This window comes from Bdellovibrio sp. ZAP7, from assembly GCF_006874645.1.
In the GTDB taxonomy this organism is placed as follows: domain Bacteria; phylum Bdellovibrionota; class Bdellovibrionia; order Bdellovibrionales; family Bdellovibrionaceae; genus Bdellovibrio.
Genome location: NZ_CP030082.1, coordinates 2,502,897 through 2,522,577, shown reverse-complemented (window position 1 = coordinate 2,522,577; position 19,681 = coordinate 2,502,897). Strand labels below are relative to the sequence as shown.

At 46.7% G+C, this 19,681-nt stretch carries 20 protein-coding genes and 1 tRNA gene; 16 read left to right on the top strand and 5 right to left on the bottom strand.

The window, feature by feature from the left end; all coding sequences use genetic code 11:
* The first annotated feature begins 103 nt into the window (after window positions 1-103).
* From DOM22_RS12230 to DOM22_RS12215, 4 genes are all read left to right on the top strand, one after another.
* On the top strand, window positions 104-625 hold the full coding sequence (locus DOM22_RS12230) for a hypothetical protein (protein WP_142700649.1): 522 nt from the start codon (window positions 104-106) through the stop codon (window positions 623-625).
* Entirely contained in the window at window positions 622-1,902 is a 1,281-nt protein-coding gene (locus tag DOM22_RS12225; RefSeq protein ID WP_246845615.1) for a nodulation protein NfeD, read from the top strand. Before DOM22_RS12230 ends, DOM22_RS12225 begins: the two co-directional genes overlap by 4 nt.
* A gap of 5 nt (window positions 1,903-1,907) precedes the next feature.
* Window positions 1,908-2,657 carry a slipin family protein gene (locus tag DOM22_RS12220; protein ID WP_142700648.1) on the top strand — a complete coding sequence of 250 codons (750 nt, stop codon included), beginning with the start codon at window positions 1,908-1,910 and terminating at the stop codon, window positions 2,655-2,657.
* Window positions 2,658-2,755: 98 nt separating this feature from the next.
* Window positions 2,756-3,964 (top strand): SpoIID/LytB domain-containing protein, encoded by a 1,209-nt coding sequence (locus DOM22_RS12215; protein ID WP_246845613.1) that lies wholly within the window; start codon window positions 2,756-2,758, stop codon window positions 3,962-3,964.
* Here the strand turns inward: DOM22_RS12215 and DOM22_RS12210 are convergent.
* Window positions 3,961-4,767 (bottom strand): ABC transporter substrate-binding protein, encoded by an 807-nt coding sequence (locus DOM22_RS12210; protein ID WP_142700647.1) that lies wholly within the window; start codon window positions 4,765-4,767, stop codon window positions 3,961-3,963. The two genes, DOM22_RS12215 and DOM22_RS12210, sit on opposite strands and share 4 nt — an antisense overlap.
* A gap of 428 nt (window positions 4,768-5,195) precedes the next feature.
* On the opposite strand from DOM22_RS12210, the gene DOM22_RS12205 reads away from it, so the two are divergent.
* The 8 genes from DOM22_RS12205 (at window position 5,196) to DOM22_RS12170 (ending at window position 11,856) form a co-directional block, all read left to right on the top strand.
* Window positions 5,196-5,972, top strand: a complete 777-nt coding sequence (locus DOM22_RS12205) for a hypothetical protein (RefSeq protein WP_142700646.1) — start codon at window positions 5,196-5,198, stop codon at window positions 5,970-5,972.
* Between the two features lie 66 nt (window positions 5,973-6,038).
* On the top strand, window positions 6,039-6,671 hold the full coding sequence (locus DOM22_RS12200) for a hypothetical protein (RefSeq protein ID WP_142700645.1): 633 nt from the start codon (window positions 6,039-6,041) through the stop codon (window positions 6,669-6,671).
* A 125-nt stretch (window positions 6,672-6,796) separates the two neighbouring features.
* Window positions 6,797-7,675, top strand: a complete 879-nt coding sequence (locus DOM22_RS12195) for a site-specific tyrosine recombinase (protein WP_142700644.1) — start codon at window positions 6,797-6,799, stop codon at window positions 7,673-7,675.
* 84 nt (window positions 7,676-7,759) lie between these two features.
* Window positions 7,760-9,208, top strand: a complete 1,449-nt coding sequence (locus DOM22_RS12190; RefSeq protein ID WP_142700643.1) for an ATP-binding protein — start codon at window positions 7,760-7,762, stop codon at window positions 9,206-9,208.
* Window positions 9,209-9,266: 58 nt separating this feature from the next.
* Window positions 9,267-9,340: transfer RNA gene (locus DOM22_RS12185), tRNA-Cys, on the top strand.
* A 251-nt stretch (window positions 9,341-9,591) separates the two neighbouring features.
* Entirely contained in the window at window positions 9,592-9,927 is a 336-nt protein-coding gene (locus tag DOM22_RS12180; RefSeq protein WP_168196641.1) for a BON domain-containing protein, read from the top strand.
* 12 nt (window positions 9,928-9,939) lie between these two features.
* Window positions 9,940-10,506, top strand: coding sequence for a quinol:electron acceptor oxidoreductase subunit ActD (locus DOM22_RS12175; protein ID WP_142700641.1), 567 nt, complete (start codon window positions 9,940-9,942; stop codon window positions 10,504-10,506).
* A 78-nt stretch (window positions 10,507-10,584) separates the two neighbouring features.
* On the top strand, window positions 10,585-11,856 hold the full coding sequence (locus DOM22_RS12170) for an MFS transporter (protein ID WP_142700640.1): 1,272 nt from the start codon (window positions 10,585-10,587) through the stop codon (window positions 11,854-11,856).
* A 41-nt stretch (window positions 11,857-11,897) separates the two neighbouring features.
* Here DOM22_RS12170 and DOM22_RS12165 read toward each other — a convergent pair whose 3' ends face one another.
* Together DOM22_RS12165 and DOM22_RS12160 are read right to left on the bottom strand one after the other, a co-directional pair.
* Window positions 11,898-12,503, bottom strand: coding sequence for an HAD family phosphatase (locus DOM22_RS12165; RefSeq protein ID WP_142700639.1), 606 nt, complete (start codon window positions 12,501-12,503; stop codon window positions 11,898-11,900).
* Window positions 12,504-12,556: 53 nt separating this feature from the next.
* A complete protein-coding gene (locus DOM22_RS12160; RefSeq protein WP_142700638.1) occupies window positions 12,557-12,895 on the bottom strand; it encodes an FKBP-type peptidyl-prolyl cis-trans isomerase in 339 nt (112 codons plus the stop codon).
* Between the two features lie 174 nt (window positions 12,896-13,069).
* Here DOM22_RS12160 and DOM22_RS12155 point away from each other — a divergent pair, with 174 nt between their 5' ends.
* Window positions 13,070-13,954, top strand: a complete 885-nt coding sequence (locus tag DOM22_RS12155; protein WP_142700637.1) for a hypothetical protein — start codon at window positions 13,070-13,072, stop codon at window positions 13,952-13,954.
* Here the strand turns inward: DOM22_RS12155 and DOM22_RS12150 are convergent.
* A complete protein-coding gene (locus tag DOM22_RS12150; protein WP_142700636.1) occupies window positions 13,951-14,700 on the bottom strand; it encodes a hypothetical protein in 750 nt (249 codons plus the stop codon). The two genes, DOM22_RS12155 and DOM22_RS12150, sit on opposite strands and share 4 nt — an antisense overlap.
* A 136-nt stretch (window positions 14,701-14,836) precedes the next feature.
* Between DOM22_RS12150 and DOM22_RS12145 the strand changes: the two genes are divergently transcribed.
* From DOM22_RS12145 to DOM22_RS12135, 3 genes are all read left to right on the top strand, one after another.
* Window positions 14,837-15,688: a ThiF family adenylyltransferase gene (locus DOM22_RS12145; RefSeq protein WP_142700635.1), complete on the top strand. Its 852-nt coding sequence runs from the start codon at window positions 14,837-14,839 to the stop codon at window positions 15,686-15,688.
* Complete coding sequence (locus DOM22_RS12140) at window positions 15,688-16,512, top strand: pyridoxal-phosphate dependent enzyme (RefSeq protein WP_142700634.1); 825 nt, start codon at window positions 15,688-15,690, stop codon at window positions 16,510-16,512. Before DOM22_RS12145 ends, DOM22_RS12140 begins: the two co-directional genes overlap by 1 nt.
* A 170-nt stretch (window positions 16,513-16,682) precedes the next feature.
* Window positions 16,683-18,743, top strand: a complete 2,061-nt coding sequence (locus DOM22_RS12135) for an ATP-binding protein (protein ID WP_142700633.1) — start codon at window positions 16,683-16,685, stop codon at window positions 18,741-18,743.
* On the opposite strand, the gene DOM22_RS12130 is transcribed toward DOM22_RS12135, so the two are convergent.
* On the bottom strand, window positions 18,740-19,651 hold the full coding sequence (locus DOM22_RS12130) for a hypothetical protein (RefSeq protein WP_246845611.1): 912 nt from the start codon (window positions 19,649-19,651) through the stop codon (window positions 18,740-18,742). The genes DOM22_RS12135 and DOM22_RS12130 overlap by 4 nt on opposite strands.
* Between the last annotated feature and the right edge of the window lie 30 nt (window positions 19,652-19,681).

Here is a 19,681-nt window from a genome sequence, read left to right as displayed (position 1 = left end):
GGAATAAATTTGAGCCTTCTTGCTAGGAATCAAACCACACAAAGCAGCGCATTAACTGCGGTTTTTATAGTCTAGAAACGGGGGGCGGAGTAAGCTCCTGCCCATGAAGGATTACGTTCAATATTTGGAAGAAGTTTTGGGTTTGCAAAAGGTCATGCTGAATGACACGACAGCACCCGTGGGAGTTGCGTCCGACGCAACTCCAACAGCTGCAAAAATCCAATTTTTCACCCAAAAAGGTCCTTACGCTCCTGCAGAAATGGTTCATCGTGAACTGGTGTTCCTGAATATTCTGACTCAAGCCAAAGAAAGTTTCTTTCTGCCCGAAACACGCGATCTATTTGATAAAATGAAATCAGCGATGAAAATTCGCAATATTCAAGTTTTGGAATTGGATTGCACGGTGGAAGATCGTTCTTTGTTGCCATCGGAGCTTGCACAGTTTTGTGAAAGCAAAGTGGTTGTGGTCTTTAGTTCTTTCCCGAAAGATCTGGGAGAGATGATTTACAAAGGCCCGGGCAAGTGGATTGAAACCTACAGTCCTGCGTATCTGCTGGAGGATGCGGCGGCGAAAAAGGTCGTCTGGAATGATCTTCAAAAAGTGATGAAGGAGTTGAATTTATGATGAAGCTCTTTGTTCCTGTGCTGCTGATGTTGTTGCTGGGGACTAAAGTTTCGTCAGCAGCGACTTGCACGCTTGCGATCACCATCAACGAAGCTATCACAGCTTCAACTACAGATTATCTGGAACGCGCTGAAAAGCGGGCCCTTGAAAATAAATGCGATTCCATATTTGTCAGAATGAATACTCCCGGTGGAAGCTTGATGAGCACGCGCCGAATTGTCGAGCGCATGTTGGCGTCTAAAGTTCCTTATCTGTGCTTGATCACTCCACGCGGCGGCCATGCCGGCAGTGCGGGGGCGATCATTCTGCAAGCTTGCCATGTGAACGGGGGAGTGATTGCCACCAATGTGGGCGCAGCCACGCCGATCCTGGGAACTGGCGAAAAAATGCCCGACGATCTTCGCAACAAGATGATCAACGATATAGTCAGCTGGCTTGAAGGTGTCACCACTTTGCGTGGACGTGATTTGAAATTTTCCAAAGACATCGTGACGGAAGCAAAATCTGTTAGCTCGGCCAAAGCGGTGGAATCCAAAGCTTTGGATATTTTGGCGGAGGATGAAGCTGACTTCTTAAAGAAAGCAGAAGGCCGTAAAGTTTTGATGCAAGACAAAGCTCCCATCCAAGTGGTCGTTGGCGACTTGCGCGAATTCACTCCCGATACTCGCTATCAGATTTTAAGTTTTATCGCCGACCCCGAATTTGCTTACCTGTTATTTATGGGAAGCCTGGGGCTTTTGTATGTGGAGCTGACTCATCCAGGCCTCATTGCGCCGGGTGTGATTGGCGGCATTGGCTTGGTGTTCTCAATGATTGCTTTCCATAAATTGGAAGTGGCATGGGGTGGACTCGCTTTGATCCTTTTGGGTATCGGCTTTCTGATTGCGGAAATCTTTATTCCAAGTTTTGGTATCCTTGGTGTCGGGGGGTTGGTTTCTCTTTTTGTCGGAAGCGTTTTCCTGTTTGATCAAAGTACGGGTTACACTTTGCCATATACAGTGATCCTGCCCGTGGTGCTGGCGATTGGTGCCGTGTTTTTCGGAGTGGGATATCTCGCGCTTAAAACGTTGCGTTTAAGGTCCCGTGATGCGGATCAAGATTTAAAAGATAATGTCGGAGTCGTGGTGAGCACTGATGAAAATGGTCATCGTGGTCAGATGCAGATTATGGGTGAAACCTGGAATTTTGTTTCTGAGGATTCCCTGAAACCTGGAGAGCCGGTGAATGTGACGGCACGCCAGGGGCTTACGTTGAATGTAAAAAAAAATAAGGAGTAAGTGCGATGGAATTTATTATTATTCTGCTGGTGGTTGGCGCCATCATTCTAAGTTCGATGATCAAGATCCTGAACGAATGGGATCGCGGCGTGGTCTTGCGCCTGGGGAAAGCTGTCGGCGTGCGTGGCCCGGGTTTGATTGTTTTGATTCCTTTTATTGAGCGTATGATCAAAGTCGACACGCGTACCATTGCCATGGACGTGAAACCTCAAGACGTGATCACGAAAGACAACGTCAGCATGCAAGTGAATGCGGTCGTTTACTTTAAAGTGATTTCTCCGATGGAAGCGATCACGAAAATCGAAGATTTTTATTTTGCGACCAGCCAGTTGTCACAAACGACATTGCGCTCGGTAATGGGGCAATATCCGTTGGATGACGTGCTTGAGCACCGTGATAAAATCAATGGCGCGCTTCAAGGCATCCTTGATAAACACACGGAAGCGTGGGGTATCAAAGTAACGATGGTGGAAGTAAAACAAATCGATTTGCCAAAAGAAATGCAAAGAGCCATGGCTCGCGAAGCGGAAGCCGAGCGTGAACGCCGCGCCAAGGTCATCAGCGCCGATGGCGAGGTGCAACGATCCGAAAAGCTGGCAGCGGCTTCGCAGATGTTGGCAAGTTCTCCGTCAGCCCTTCAGCTGGCTTATTTGCAGACCTTAACAGAAATCGCTGGTGATAAGTCGAACACGGTGATCTTCCCGCTGCCGCTAGATATGGTTAGACCGTTCTTGAACTCTGGCAATCAAAACTAGACTTTCATCCCTTCGCGGATGTTGGTTAAATAGAAGCATAGCTATAAGAGGCCTACGGAATGGGCCTCTTTTTTTAACTCTAGGATGGAGAACTGCGCGTGAGATTATTCTGGGCCCTGGTGTGCTTTTTAGCAGCTCTGACATACTCCATCTCTGAAGCGCAAGCCCAAACTCAACTGCAACCGCAGGCACCATCTCAAGTTCCTGCAAAACTCCCATTCGATAAAGAACTTGTTCGAGTTCGTTTGCTGACGAATTCCAAACGTGTGCAAGTGGCGGGGCAAGCTCTGCGTTTTCAAATTCTTTCTCAGCCATATCGTAACGTTGCAATTCCTGACAGTGGTTCCGCTGAAGTTCGCGTGATGAAAAAAAACGGCAAGCACATCTGGGCTTTGCGTTTAAATAATCGCGATAACGAGCATCTGTTCAAAGATAAATATCTGATGATCCAAGGTGAAAACCTGCGCGTGGGAGCGCAAAGTCTTCCGTCCCGAGTCTTGCTTTCAGCAGGCCCCGGCGAGCAAGTGGACGTGGTGGGTGTTCTGCCCTTGGATGAATATCTTGCGGGAGTTCTCTCCAGCGAAATGCCAACCAACTGGCCGATCGAAACTTTAAAGGCCCAAGCGGTTGCAGCAAGATCTTATGCTCTGTCTGTGATGGAAGAGCGCGCCGATAAACCGTATCACCTGGAAAGTTCTGTTTTGGATCAAGTCTTCCGTCACGTTGCAGATGGTGATGAAAGCGATCCCAAACTGCAAAAAGCTTTGAAAGCCGTGCGCGATACAGCGGGAGTAAAACTCTTTGCTGGTAATCACAATGTTCTAAAAGCCTATTATCACGCCGATTGCGGTGGTCACACAACTCTGGCGAAGAATGTGTGGAGTGGGGGCGTGAACAGTGGCGTGGCCGTTGATAATTCCTGCCCTACAAATCCCAAAGCAAATTGGACTGTTAAAATCACTCGCACAGAGTTGGCTCGAAAACTTCGCATGGATGACGTGACAAAGCTCACTTTGGATCGCGCTAGCAACGACACACGCGTGCGCGGTGTGAAAGTCGCAATGAACGAGGGGGAGCAAAAGTACGTGAATGCCAACGAGTTTCGTCAGGCCTTGGGCTTTTCAGAACTTCGCAGTACTTTATTTGAAATGAAACAAGATGGTGATCTTTACACTTTCACCGGTCGCGGATTTGGTCACGGTGTAGGTCTTTGTCAGTGGGGCAGTCGTGCCCTGGGACTTAAAGGTCAAAACTTTGTGCAGATTCTTAAGCACTACTATCCTGCAGCTCGCGTCGCGCAAAACTAATAGTCATAGGCGTGAGTCTTAGGCAGAACTGAAAAGATCTGCACACGCTTTTGACCCTTTACTCCCACCCAGTCTTCCAGAATTTCGTTATAGCGATTGGAAACCTTGAGCATCGCAAGTCCCATGTCGTACTTTTTAATCAGGTCTGCGGTGTCCCGGTGTTTTTTGGAAAAGTGCACAAAGATCGGCTCTTCGGAAAGTTCCAAAACCACATAAAACTGATTTTTGAAATCAGGATTGGTTTTCAAATAATAGTAGTAAACGAATTCATCAATTGCGACATAGGACACGCGATTTGATTTTAGCATCATCAGCGACGTCTGATCGCTGGAGGTGAAGATCTTATTGATTTGCGTGTTTTCATCGAATTCTTTGCCGAAGGGAAACTCCGCCGGCAAAGCCACGGATTTTCCTTCAAGATCTTTCACTTTTGCGGGTTTGCTGCGAACCGTGATCTTATTGGCGATGATCAAGCCTTTGCTTTTAAAAAGAGGCTCTTTGGGAAAGAGGAAATCGGCATCCATTTCTTTGGAATGAGCGGAGTTAAAACAGGCCACATAACGACCTGTTGCCGTTTGCGCTTTGCAGCGGGTGTAAGGGACTTGGACGAGCTCAATGTTTTCACCGACGTTTTTAAATGCAGCACGAACGATATCAATCGACATTCCAACAGCACGATTTTCTTTTTTAAAAGCAAAGGGAGGCCAGGAGTCCTCAACGAGGATTTTGATAGGCTTTGCAAAAGCGGGGACGCTTGCAAGGAGCACAAAGATCGGTAAAAATCGTTTAAACAGAAAAAGCATTACTGCTGTTTAACAGGCGTAACACCAGGGATCATCTTACTTGTGTGTAATGTGGTTCCTAGAACCCCATGAACACTCGTGCTGCGAACATGAATACAGCGCCGAGGATCAAAACATTCGTTGCAGTGACAGTCATTTTTGCGTCCTTTTTGTACGTGATACATCCCATTTCGGTAATGTTAGGGAAAATCTTAAATAATATTTTTGCGTACATATCTTCGACATGTCTTATTTTTAGAATAAGTGCCGCATTTGCGCTTACCCCTTGGGTCTTAGTCACAGAACGGTTGTTTGTATCACCTTGAGAAACGCTAGAAATGCGTCCTTTTATCGATAACTTAGGCCACTTTCTGGATGTTGGCACAGGCATAGCATTACAGAACCGTGAGGACCCACCATTGAAAACGGGTTCTTGAAAGAGGCAAGGTATGAACAACAAATTCAACGCTCCAATGATGATCTTGGTGGCCGCAATCGCACTAGCAGGTGTTGGGTGTGGCAATAATAAGATGGCCGTTGCAGAGTCTACTGCAGTTGTTGTTGATTCTAATAATAGTGGAACGGGCACGATCCCAACTTCACCAGATGGCTCTGGCACCAACACAGGTGGCACGACTACAAGCTATTCTAATGAAGGCACTTTCACACCGGTCTCTATCACAGAGTTAAATAATTACATTGGTACTCGCCCGGTCAATGACCCTAAGAACTTTAAATTGAAGGTTCAATTGAGCGATGTGGGTAACGGTCGTTACGCAGGAACTGTGAGCATGTCTTATACAGATTCAGGTGTGACATACACAGGTTCCTTTACAGCGGGCACGGGTAAAAATGCGAGCTACTCTGGTTTGAAAGACAACAATACGTTGGAAGCTGAATACAATAGATTCTTCACTTCTGGTGGCAAAACTGTGTTCACTGGTTTCTTCCAAGATCAGTGGGGCGGTGTGGTTCTGGTTGTTGATAATGTTATCAGCCAAGGTGACGCTCAAGGTGGCACGATCGTGACGGGTTCTCTTTACTACAAGAACTTCGCACAATCTTACGCGACTCAGTCTCCCTACAGAAAATGCTGGTTCATTTATGACGGTCCTTACAACTGCCGCTCGGGTTCAGTGATCAACAAATCAGCTGTGATTCCAAACGACGGTTACAGAAAGCTTGGTACATTCTCTGGGATTTCTAAAGCAGCAGCTTTCCAATAACTTTAAACGCTCCGGCTTTTGTCGGAGTGTGAATTTTGAGAACGATTTTTAAACGAGGAGTAAAATATGGATAAACTTAATTTACGCAAAGTAAGTTTTCCGACATTGATCATGCAGCTTATTGCGATGCTGGCTATTTCAGCATTCATGGCAGCCTGCCAGGGCAATGACGGAGGCGGCGGAGTCCCAGCAGGAACTGTTTGGACAAACGGTGTGGGTTTCGCAAATGCCCAGCAATTCGGTTCAGTTCAAAGTGTGAATCCGATGAATTCGGTTTCTTTGGCTTTGAATGTGATCGTGGATAATGGTGCGACAGCTTACAACGGAGCATATACCAACGGTTATCCGTATGGTTATCCAGGTTACTCTAATATTGGTACAAACTTGAATCAGTACTCGGGCCCCGTGGCGTTCCAAGGAACGATGACTGTGGGTGTGAACTGGTTCGATCTTTACGGTTCAGGCTGTCAGGTAGCTCCGGGCACATACACTGTTGATACAGTGACTCCGGGTACGATGGCTTACGCGGGCATGATGTCGACAGTAAGATTGGTTGCGAACCCAGGTAATATTATCATGGAAGTGAATGGTGGTATGATCAATGGCAATCGCTTGGTAGCAATTCCTCCAGGTGGTATCCATGTGGCGCAAGCAAACGGTATCAATTGCAGCCCTGTCTTCGGTGGAACTTTCAACTAAGACGAAAAATAGATTTCAAATCGCAAACGCCTTTCACTGACCTCGCAGTGAAGGGCGTTTTTTATTTTCTAACGGTGACATAATATTTCTTGCGCTTGGTCCAAAGTCTGGTTCTAATATTAGCTATGGAACTACCTCTTTGGATCGACTTCTTTGATGAACTACAAAATGTGCGTGGACGTTCCCAAAATACGGTGATGGCTTATCGTCGTGATCTGGAACTCTATATCGAGTATCGCAAAACCCATAACAACGTGACTGGATTTTACGAGTTTATGAAAAAGCATAAGCTTTCCACTCGCTCTCAGGCGCGTGTGATCTCGTCATTGCGCACGTACTTTAAGTTCTGCGAAACTCGCGGTCATAACAGCCCTGAGCTGCGTGAGCTGCGCCCACCGAAAGTCAAAGTAGGTCTTCCGAAAGTTCTTACTCCGCAAGAGTTCCAGCAGCTTTTCGATGCCGCTGAGGTGACAGATCCCGTTAAGACAGCACGCAATCAATTGACGTTGTTGTTCCTATACGGCCTGGGTTGCCGTGTTTCTGAATTGATTGGTTTGAATGTGACTGACTTTAACCAAACAGATCGTTGGATCAAGGTTTTGGGTAAAGGCAGCAAGGAGCGCCTGGTTCCTTTGACTGAAAAGCTGGCAGAGACGTTGACGACTTATCTTCGTGAGCATCGTTCGGTGTTGATGAAAGAAAACAGTCCTTCGATTTTGATCAATGACCGTGGTCACCGTCCGTCTCGTGTGGACGTGTGGAGATGGCTTGCGAGCTGGTCGACACGTGCGGGCTTTGCTGAACCGGTAAATCCGCATCGTTTCCGACATGGTTGCGCGACTGCTTTGCTGGAAAGTGGAGCGGATCTTCGTTCGATTCAAATGTTGTTGGGTCACGCAAGTATCCAGACAACTCAGATCTACACGAATGTAACGACGAACACGATGACTCGTACAATCGAGGAGCATCATCCGCTTTCGCAAATGGCTGAAGTAGAGAAGTAGTCCGGTCTTCGGTTTCAAATTTCAGTGATTTTACGAAAAAAGCCCACCCCAGTTGTGGGCTTTTTTTTGCTTTTAGTTTGATTCATGAAAATCAAATCTCTGATTCGCGAAAATGAAGCTCTGGTTCCTGTCGAGGTCGAAATCAATTTCACCGCGGGACTGCCGCAAATTCAATTCCTAGGACTCCCGGATCAGGGAATCCGCGAAAGTATCCATCGTATCAAAAGTGCTATCCGCGCCCAAGGGTTTGAATTTCCGAAAGCGCAGCAGGTGTTGGTAAATCTTCGTCCCAATCATTTGAAAAAATCCTCGCGTGGTTTGGAACTAGCCGTGGCGTTGGGAATTTTGTGGGAATCTGAACAGCTTTCGAAACCCGCTGATAATGTGATGGTGTATGGGGAGTTGGGATTACTTGGTGAAGTCTATGAACCCGAAGATCTCGCTACGGATTTTGAGCCTGACGAAAATGTTCCGGTATGGACAGGGCAGTCGCAAAACACAGTGGCGGTATTTGATCGACGGGTGATGAGTTGTTTGCAGGATGTTCGTGAGCCGGTGGTGGTAACGGCGGTACCTAGGCAATACGAAGTGCGTAGACCTGAAAGTGATTTAAATCTTCTATTTCCGCAAAGGCAGGCGCGGCTTTTAGAGATTATCGCTTTAGGTGAACACTCTGTGTTGCTCGCAGGTCCCGCTGGCTCGGGGAAAAGTACGATTGCCCGGACTTTGTCAGCGCTGCTTGCCGCTCCCACTCAGGAAGACATGCATACAATTTCTAAAAACAACCGGGGTGGCAGTGAAGCCCCTCTTCGCTGGCGTCCCGTGGTTCATCCCCATCATTCAACCACCGCTCTTGGGTTGATAGGTGGGGGTGTGCCACCCTTTAAAGGGGAAATCACCCGCGCCCATAAAGGCGTAATGATTTTAGACGAGCTGCTCGAGTTCAACGTGCGCGCACAGGAATCTTTGCGAGAACCCATGGAGGAATCCATGATCCGCATTCGTCGGGGGCGTTTCGTCGAAGAATTCCCGGCGGAGTCTTTGATGATTGCGACCACGAATCTTTGTCCCTGTGGCGATTGGGTTCCCAAATCCAAAGTCGTCTGCGGCAGATCTTTAAAAAAATGTCAGTCCTATATGGAAAGACTCTCAGGTCCCTTGGTGGATCGCTTTCATATTACGTTTTTTACGCAAAAAAGAGAAGAAGGTGAGTCCGTATCAGGTGCGGAGATCCTGGCGAAGCTTGAAGCCAGCCGGATATTTAGAGCGAAGCAGTCGGTAGTGGATAAGCGTTTTAAAAAGCTATCCAGCCGCTGGAATTATGAGGAACTGGTAGCCGATCTTCCGAGTTTTTATATGAAAGAACTCTTTCCTAAGGAGATCTCCAGCCGCCGTCGTGAGCTCGCAACGCTCCGAGTCGCAAGAACCCTTGCGGACCTCGAACAAACTGAAAAGCTGCAACCCCACCATGTAGAGACTGCCTTAAAAATGACCTTCGAGCCCGTAGAAGCCCTCAAAAGACTCGGTTGCTAGGATTCGATTGACTAAAATCACCGACTTAGCATAGATTAGACCTTCGAAATCACTCTGGGGTGATGTGGCCGAGTGGCTAGGCTCAGCTCTGCAAAAGCTGCTACAGCGGTTCAAGTCCGCTCGTCACCTCCAATTTTTTCTGTCTAAATTTCGCGCCTCCAAAAATCCCGACACTGTTCGGGATTTTTTTTTGCTCTTCTCCGACCTCTCGTCTGACTTCAAGCGGTCACACCAATGTCGAGAAAAGTCCACTCATCTTGATTTATAAATCTTGTTTTTAAGTCATATACGTTCTTTTTCGCATGACAGTTCACAATTTCGTTTCAGAAAGCTGGAAATACTTCGTGCCACCATTATCGTGGGTGGGAGTAAAGGGAGGCTTTATGAAAATGATTGTTTCATTAATCGTCTTAAGTCTGTCTGCGAGTGCAGCTCTTGCAGGGACTACGAATCAAGGTCATTCGGTAGGGAAAGCTGATGATCAGGCGATGACCACTCAGCGTGCGACGGATATCACGCGGATGATTCGTGAAAAAATCGTTGCCGATGATTCACTGTCCATGAAGGCACACAATATTCAAATCATCACTGATAATAACAAGCGTGTGATTTTGAAAGGCAACGTCAGCTCTGCCGATGAAAAAGCAAAAGTCGAACGTATCGCGAAAAGCGTCGCCGGCGATACCCAAGTAATCAATAAGACCGTAGTTACAAAATAAAGGAGTACAGCCATGGGACAACGTGGAGATAAAGTCGTATTTGGGATTTTTCAAACTCGTTCACAAGTGGAAAAATGTGTTGAGCAACTGCGCACAGAGAGCTTCCGTAATGAAGACGTTTCTGTGTTGATGCCTGACAAAGGTGATACCGCAAAATTTGCTCACGAGAAAGACACGAAGGCGCCAGAAGGTGCAACAATCGGTGGAGGCACGGGGGCCCTCCTGGGAGGCACTTTAGGTTGGCTGGTCGGTGCAGGTGCAATAGCGACTTTGCCCGTGTTGGGACCTTTGGTGGCAGCAGGGCCTATCATGGCAGCTCTTGCGGGAGCTGGTGCTGGGGCCGCTGTCGGTGGCTTGGCTGGAGCCTTGGTGGGAATGGGAATTCCTGAATACGAAGCCAAACGTTACGAGACGATGGTGAAAGATGGGGGCATTCTGTTGTCAGTTCATGTCGATGACAGCGACTGGCAAGATAAGGCTGAAAGAATATTGAAACAATGTGGAGCAAGGGACATTTCGAAATCCAACGAAAAAGGTCCTTCAAGAAAAACGGAACAACGTAAAGACATTCATCCGTAAAGATAAAAAAGGGGAGCGCCAGCTCCCTTTTTTGTTGGATTGCACGGCTGCTGATCACTTGGAATTATCGGAGTGAGAATGCCTCATAGAAGAATACAAGATGTTCTGGGTTATGCGTGCCTTCTCAATCTTTTCAGCTTTTACTCGTTCTATCTGCCGGGAATGCTGATGACCGAGTTTGCGAAGGCTCTGCCTTCGTCCTTCGCATTTTCTATGTCGTCATTTCTAATCGGATTCATCGTGAGGCCCGTTGGTTCTCTTTTTTTGGGAGTTATTGCTGATCGCAAAAGTCGTATCGAAGGTCTTCGGGTCAGTGTTTTTTTGATTGGTATTTCATCCTGTCTGATTTGTCTGGTCCCAGATAGCAATCATTGGTCGTACTATGTCTTACGTGTGATTCAAGGATTCGCTTTGGGAGGTTGTTACCCGATCCTCAGCGTGATTGTCTACGAAGCGTCTCCTTCGACACATCGGGGAGTATATACCGGACTTTTTCAAACCTCTGTTCCAGCAGGGTATCTCTTTGCGCTGGCGGTGACGATCGTCTCGAAACTTTTGATCGGCGAAGATCAATTCTTACAGCACGGGTGGCGTACGGCCTTTGTCTATAGTGCCATGATGTTTCCGATCTGGTGGCAACTAAATCGCATCTTAAAAAATGTTGAATTTTATGATCATCCCGAAATTTCCCGTTGGGAATTTATCAGACTCAAGGATTGGACCCCACAAGAAAAAAAATGCGCTGTCTATGCCTTATTGATGGCTACCGCCCTCGGGTGCATAGCTATCATGGGTGTCAATATTAAGGGATTTTTTTTAAAATCGATGTTGCAACTCGATTCCCTTACCGCAAATCACGTGATTGCTTACTCGACGATATTTTATGCTCCCACTTATGCGTTGTGGGGTTCTTTGGCAGATCGTATTGGGCCCAGAAAGGTTTCGAAGGCAGGTTTGATTGCGGGTGTGGTTCTGATGCTACCTCTGTTTAAACTTTTTGAAGTTGCAGTGGCAGATGGCTATATTCAGGCCTTCTCGCTCTCATGGTTTTATACTTTCCTGATTTCCATTGCGGTCAGCACGATTGCCACGGCTTGCTTTGGGCCATTTGTGATGTTGGTCTGCGGATTGGTTCACCATGAGCACCGCTGCACGCTGTATGGTTTATGTTATAATATTGCCACAGGGGCGGTGGGCGGCACGGCTTATCTGGTCAGTTTCTATATTTATCAAAACTACGGTTCCATGTACGGGGGAATAGCGTATGCGTTGGTGGTGGCGGCCGTTTTTGGAGTTGTAGCCACAGTTTATCGCAGAAGAAATCGTCCGCACTTTGAAGGTATATCCTGATAAAAAAAAGCCCTCAAATTCTGCGGGCTTTAAAGTCTATCTTATCGTGTGTGGGTCAGGCTGTATTTCTCATCCACCATCAGGCATTTCATTCCTGCGGAGTGGGCTGCTTGCATACCCAAAACCGCATCTTCAAAAACCAAACACTCTTGGGGAGCTATATTAAGTTTTGAAGCTGCCATCAGGAAACAATCCGGTGCGGGTTTGCCTTGGGTGTAGTCTTCCGCGCAAACCAACAGATCAAAATAGGAATGCAGATTCAGTTGTTTCATTGTCAGATCCACGATCTTACGACGACTGCCAGTTACGATCGCCATAGGAACTTGGCCATGATAGTGAGTGATCACGTCCATCACAGAAGTGATGGTTTTTACTTCATGCAGGGAGGATAGATAGTGAACTTCTTTTTCCGCCAAGAACTGCTGTGGATCAATGGTCGACTTATGAAGCTCATTCATCATTTCAACGATGCGATGAGTGGGGCGGCCAGCCCAGGCTTGGTGTTGTTCGCGGCTTAAAGACAAAGAATACTTTGCCAGTGCCTTATTCCAGGCGCCCAAGTGAGCGGGCATCGTATCGGCAACAGTGCCGTCAAAGTCAAAGAGCAAGGCTTTAAAATCGTGATTCGGGAAAAATGATTTCAACATACACAGAGTGTAGCATAGCAATGCCTTGGTGACCAGACGCTGTATCTTGAGGATTATTCACGAGGGCGCGATTCCAGCAACTCTACTTCGAAGGTCAAATCAGAATGGGCAGGAATTTTACCCACGGTGCGTTCGCCATAGGCTAGGTCTGCAGGAATGTGTATCGTGCGCTTGCCACCGACTTTCATACCAAGGATTCCCTGGCTCATCCCTTGAATGACTTTCTTAGAGCCCACGACGAATTCGAACGGTCGACCATGGGTGTAGGAGGAATCAAAAACGGTTCCGTCGTTTAAGGTGCCCGTATAATGAATGAAAACCAAAGCGCCTTTGCTGGCAACTTGGCCGCTCCCCGTGATTTGATCTGTAATTTGAACTTCTGAAGGTGACATTGTCCCCACCTTAAATGATCGAATGGTGCCATGTCAGGTGAAAACCCGCTCTCGGACCCCTGTAAAAACCGCACGGGTGGTCCCTTAGAACCCTAAATAAACAAAGGTGAGTACAGAAAGTGCTTTTAGGTGGCCTGGATTCCATGTAGAACCCACAGCGTCATTTGGAGCATCATGAATACAACGGTTGCACGAACGGGCAAGGTCTTGTCCTTCGACACATTAGAGCGTATCCGCCAAGTTTCTCAGTTTTCAGAGAATCAATGGCAGGATATTTTGGACCTGAGCTGGTGGGATTACACCCTTATCCGCACTGGTCAGCGCAAGCTATCTGAGCATTCGTTGATTCGTATTTCCGATCAAATTCTTTATTCCCCCGAGCAGATTCTTTTAGGCGAAGTCGACTATCACGGTTTACAAATTCGCGCGGATCAAAAGTCATCCTGGGCTTTGCCTCAACCATATAACTATGCAAATTATGGCCGTCGTCGCACGACGATTACCACGTTTGAATATATCGAAAGATATCACGGCTGGAAGTTGCGCTTTGATATTCTAAAGCATTTGGGCTTAAGCGAGTCCGTTTTGCAGGATCCCTTTGCGACGATCAGCATGCGCGTGATTTCTGATACGCTCAACTACTTGGCGAAACGTCACTTTCAACCCAAAGACTTTTTTGCGATGGGGCTTTACACCTATGTCGGTAATGCCACCACGATCTTGGGTGATCACTATGGGCAGATGGCCAGCGCTCGAGAAATCATCGAGCACATGTGGAGTGATTGCCTTAAATTTTATGAAAAGAACTGCCGCTATCGCTTCTTGAGTCTTGATGAGCAGGGGGCTTTGTTAGAAGTGACCTCGGAAAGAGACGTCGCAGATGAAATGCGCGTAAAACATCTGGGCAATGAGCATGTCTGCCACCTGAAGGCAGGCATGATGGCGTCTGCACCTTTATATTTAGGACAAGCTCAGGCCCGTGTTGTCGAAAAGTGCTGCGCCCACAAAGGAGCGCAAGCCTGCGTTTTCGAAATCACTTTTGACAGTCAGAAACACTAAACAGCCAAAGGCATTTTCTTAATTTCAGCCGCACCAATTTCAAGGCGGTTGTTCCAAACCTCAGCCCACATTTTTTCAGCCGCCACCGTGGCTTCGTCATTAAATTTCATCGAGTGCATCACCAACACCGGTTCCTTTACCAAGTGAGCAACGTTGATGTGGGATAGTGGAGCGCCGTTCGCTTCGAGTGGTCTGTGACCTAATTCGAAGAATAATTTTTCTGTACGAAAGCGAAGAGTGCCGCCGATCACGACCTCCTGGACATTTTGCTCGCGATAGACTTGGCGGTAAAAGGCGCGAAAGGCATCTTTTAAATTGATATTTGCGGGGACGTCGTAGTGGGGATTTTTTGTCCACGATCCTAGATATGCGAGATGGCGATTTTCTTTTTCACAGCGAGAGATGATGTTGTTTATGACTTCAATATGCTCGGGCATCTTCGCGTTGGTCACTAAGGCCAGGCCTGGGAATGTCTGATTGAATTCACGGCACTTGTTAAGAGATATTGTTTTATATCCCATGACCGGAGTTAATTCTTGGTTGTCTTCTTTTGCGAAAAGCATCACGTGCGTCGCAAAAAAATCAGAAGTGTCCACGGGCAGAACGCCTTGCTGGTAGCAGCTTTCATAACCTTTCTTTTTTAAGGTGACCATTTTTGCGAAGACATTTTGAGTGTCACTGTTTTCCCAGTTTTCGATGGGAGAATCTAAAATCACAAGCTGAAATAAATCTTTGAGGTTTTTCAAGATGGGCTCCGCTTTTATCATATCGAGTTAAAACTAAATAAAATTTTATTAGTCTTCTTTCAGATTATCTGCATAAATAAATTGTTGTTGCACACAAAATTTTATTTCGTTCAAAAATAATTTGAAGGAGCTCATCATGGATCAACATTACAAAGAAAGATTTCTTCGCAGCATTGGTATCTTCACAGAAGGCCAACTTGAGAAAATGAAAAACACAAAAATCGCTGTCGGCGGTTTGGGTTTAGGTGGTTCAATATTTATCAACCTGGTTCGTATGGGATTTGAAAATTTCCATATTGCGGACCCGGATACTTTCGAAAGAACGAACATTAATCGTCAGCGTATGGCGAAAGAAACGACTATTGGTATGCGCAAAGACGAATGCTCTTTGGCGGAAGCTCGCGCGATTAATCCTGCTGTGAAAATCAAAGTTTTTCCTGAAGGCGTTAAGAAAGCAAACCTGGATGAATTCCTAAAAGGAGTCGACTGGGTGGTGGACGTGGTGGATCTATTTGCCATGGAAGACAAACTTGCACTTAATGTCGAAGCTCATAAACGCGGTATTCCTGTGGCATCCTGCGCGACTTTGGGTTTTTCCGGTTCGGTGGTTGTCTTTAATAAGAATACGCCTTCTTTTGCTGAGCAAACAGGGATTTCAGATAAACTTCCTTACGAAGAAAATCTGTCTCGCTTCCTGCGTTTCATCTGTCCTGAAGTTCCAACTTACCTATGGGGCCAGTTGATTCATGCAATGGATCGTTCATCATATATTCCGTTTGTGACTCCAGGTGGGGAAACTTCGGCTGCGGTGGCAGCTTCGGAAATTGCAAAAAATGTTGTGGGTATGGGTAAAACTGTGCACTCACCCAATGGAATTTTCGTGGACGTAGCACAAGTTAAAACGACGATCTTTGAAGCGTCTTACAAAGCGCGCGCTTTGAACATTCCTGAAAACTTGAAGCACGCTGATAAGCCGATTGTTGCCTAATGCCTCGGTCGCGTATTGTTGAAATCGTCGCTCCCGAATTAAACCTTCGGGACGGCAACCGCGTCTTTACTTCTTTGGAGGGTGAAAACCCCGGCGGCTCTATGAAGGATCATATGGTCGAAGGGGAGATCTCTTATCTTTTTGAATCTGGACGGGTGGTAAAAGGTTCCATTATTTCTGAAGTCAGTGCAGGGAGTACGGCGGTTTCTTTGGCTCACTACTGCAAAGAGAGGGGGCTTCGCTGCACCTTGTTCGTGCCGAAAACTGTTATGCCTTCTCTGGTGGAGTCCTTGACCTCCCAAGGTGCTGAAGTTTTTCAAGAGGACATGAGCAATATCTATCCCAACTACGAAAAGTTTTTGCTCGACCAGCCGGGAAGCGTGCGATTTGATCAGCTCTTTGATTTTCAAAAACGCCGTCACTATCATTTCTTGGGTCAGCAGGCGGCCGCGCACATTGGCGGTCCCGTTTCAGCCCTGATTGGTGCTGTGGGTACCGGTCACTCCCTGCTGGGAACTGCCGAGGGAGCAAAGGCGCAATGGGTGGTCAGCACGGAGCCTCAAGCAGGATTGGCAGTGTCGGGAGTGCGCAACATTGAACTGAATCGTTATGGCGAGCGCGATGAGCTGGGCCCCCAGGATTTCAATCAGCGAGTTTTGGTTTCAAAGGAACAAATGCTAGTTGCGGATGTCATAAAAACCGACGCCGGCATGGTGAGTGTCGGGTCTTCGTTTAAGCTGGTTTTGGCGGGAGTTCAGCATTTTTTGCACGGAAAAAGTCAGCAGAACATCTTTGCTTTAGGGGCTTCTCTAAAACGTGTTTAGTTTAATCTTTTCAAAGACTTGTTTAGATCCCTTGCTGGTTAGCAATGTAACTGCTCGGAGCGTAAGCAAATGCGTACTATTCGGTATAAAAAATATAATACAAAAGATAAGTTTTAGAGGCGCTCTACTCAATAAGGTAAAACTAAACCTTATTTCATGTGAGGGGCGAAATGGCCGGTCAAATTCAGCTTTCGGAGATTGAAGCAGAGATGTGGAAGCACATCTTCTTTGCTACGCATCTACCGATTCTTATCACGACTCTCGATGAGTGTGTGCTGCAATTGAACGATTCAGCCCGTGACCTTTTGGGTTTTGATGGCGAGATCACTGATCACAAACTGGATAAGCTGCTTGCGCGTTTAAATCCTTCCTTGCGCCAAATGATTCGTATTCAAAAAGTCTTAGCACCGGCTCCTTACAATGAACACCTTTTGATTTATCTTCACGATACACGCGAAAACTATTATGCCGAACGTCTTTTGACGTTTTATGCAACAACACTGAAATCATTGGATAGGAATTTTGATTTAACGGCCTGTTGCAACTCCGTAATCACTGCCGCCGCTGAAGTGGCCATTGAAAATATGGCGGACTGGTGCCGTATAGATTTGCGTGAAGACTTAGGAGTCGGGCCGGGCACTGTGGCTCATAAGCACACCGCACTTGTACCGTTTTTAAAAGAGCTTCAAGATATTGGCTTTGAAAATCCTGATGATGTTCTAAGTCCTCTGAAAGTTCTGCGCTCGGGCGCTTCTGTTTTTCATGAAGACATTTTGCCAGAAATGTTTCGCATGCTTTCCATTTCACCTCGCACTTTTGCGTTGTTTACAAAAGTGGGGCTGCGCTCTTACATCTGCATGCCAATCAAACAAAACGGCGACACGATTGGTTGCGTGACTTTGGCGCGCGCTCCCGGCTCAGCAAACTTCGATGCCGTCGATGCAATGATGGCGGAAGAATTTGCCAACAAGCTTGCGGTAAATATCGAAAGAGCTTTGCTCTATAAAAATCTTGCTGAAATGAAAAATGCGGCCGAGGCCGCCAACCGCGCGAAAACCAATTTTATCGCGAATGTCAGTCATGAAATTCGCACCCCTTTGGGCGCTATCGTAGGCTTCTCGGATCTTTTGACAAATTCGACCTCGACGGTGTCTGAGCGTCAGGATTGGGCTGCGAAAGTTCGTACCAACAGCACTTACTTACTAAGAATCATCGATGACATTCTGGATATTTCCAAAGTCGAAGCAGGTAAAGTGGAGCTGGAAATCAGTGAGGTGGATTTGCGCGAACTTTTGCGTGAACTGACTCTGTTCGCAGATTCCCGTACAGCCAGTAAAGATGTGCATTTTGAAGTTGTCATTGAAACGGCCATGCCTCGGTTTATTAAATCCGATGCGACTCGTTTGTCGCAGATTTTATCTAATCTGATTGGCAATGCCATTAAGTTTACAAGTTCAGGCTTTGTACGTTTAAGCGTCAGTAAATCCGAGACTCATCAGTCTCTAAGTTTTGAAATTACGGATTCCGGTATCGGGATCAGTCCTGCACAAGCCGGTATTTTGTTTCAGCCATTTACGCAAGCAGATGCTTCTCATACCCGCCAGTTTGGTGGCACAGGCCTGGGCTTGGCTTTGTCACGGACTTTGGCTCGTCGTTTAGGCGGAGACCTGGTACTGATGGATTCTGAACTGGGTAAAGGAAGTTCCTTCCTGGTGACTGTGGATTGCATTTGTCCTGAAAATGGTCCGATGTTTACCAACCTGTCGGAGCAAGATAACGAACACAAAATCAAGATCATGGATGTCACGTCCTTGGATTTTGCGACAGCGTTGCAGGGGCGCGAGATTTTGTTGGTTGAAGACTCTTCTGACATCCAGGCGTTGCTTCAGCGCTTTCTGGAAGGCGCTGGTGCAAAGATTTCTATCGCAAACAACGGTGAAGATGGTGTGCGGGCTGCGCGTCTTAAGAGCTATGACGTGATCTTGATGGACGTCCAAATGCCAATCAAAGATGGTTGCCAAGCCACTATGGAGCTTCGTTCAGAGGGTTACTCCAACTTGATCGTTGCATTGACGGCAAATGCTATGAAGGAAGAGCGTGATCGCTGTTTAGCCGCAGGCTTTGATGCGCATTTAAGCAAGCCCATCCGTCGTCATGATTTGATTCAACGGCTCATGGGTTTTTTGGGGCAGTTTGAAAAACGCCAGGGCGAAATAACGCCCTCGGTTTAAAATCTGATATACAAGTGAAAATTGACGCCTGGGTTTCTGACAAAGTCATGCTCTTCAGAAAAATCGATATTGGGCTGAACCTGATAATCTAAAATATTCTTATATAAAATCTGACTAAATGCCGCTGAAAAATTGTACGAGTACAGGTGGTAATTCGGCCGATTTTTCGACGTAAAGAAAATATTATAAGAGATGCTCGACATCTTGCTAAACCACTGCCCCAAGGCCACACCGTTCGTCACCGTATAAGTAGCAATCCTGTCTTCATAATCCCCCTCGTTGACGAAGGTTAAGCTGAAGCGGCGGGAAAGCGTGAAGTTAAAATTCAGAGCCTGGAACATCCCGGTTCCCTTGTCGGCATCCGCGTAAAATTGCAATTTGGGATTGATTCGATAGGATTTTGATTTTTCCACAATGCTTTCAAACGTCAAAGTGTGAGAAATCTTAAGAGGCAAAGAAAATGAGATACGGGGTTGATAGGATGTTCTGACATTTCCCAATTGTCTGAAAAACCCGAAGGTCGCCCCGGCATTACGCTGACGGGGTTGATTTCTGAGGTATTCTTGACTCACGCCGCGTTCAGCTGTTTCGTCATAGGATGTAAATGTCACTTGCCAGTATTCTTCCACATTCGGAAGACGTAAATAGAAGTCAAAGCTCAGATCGTTTCTTAACCCCTCGAGGGAGTTATAGTACGACGCTGTTTCAAAAACCGCCGATGTGGTGTTGGGTCTTTCCGTGTACTGTTGCCCCGCTAAAAACAAATCCATACTGTCCGCCATGTTGTCGAAGAAGCGGGAGACATAGATGTTGCTGTTGATGAAGTCTTCTTCCAGCGTGGTTTTATCTTCCGGAGGAGTTTCATTCTTTGCAGCCTGAGTGGGCATGAGCCATAAAAAGGCGGTCATTGTTGACGCCAACAATGCAAATTTTTTTAT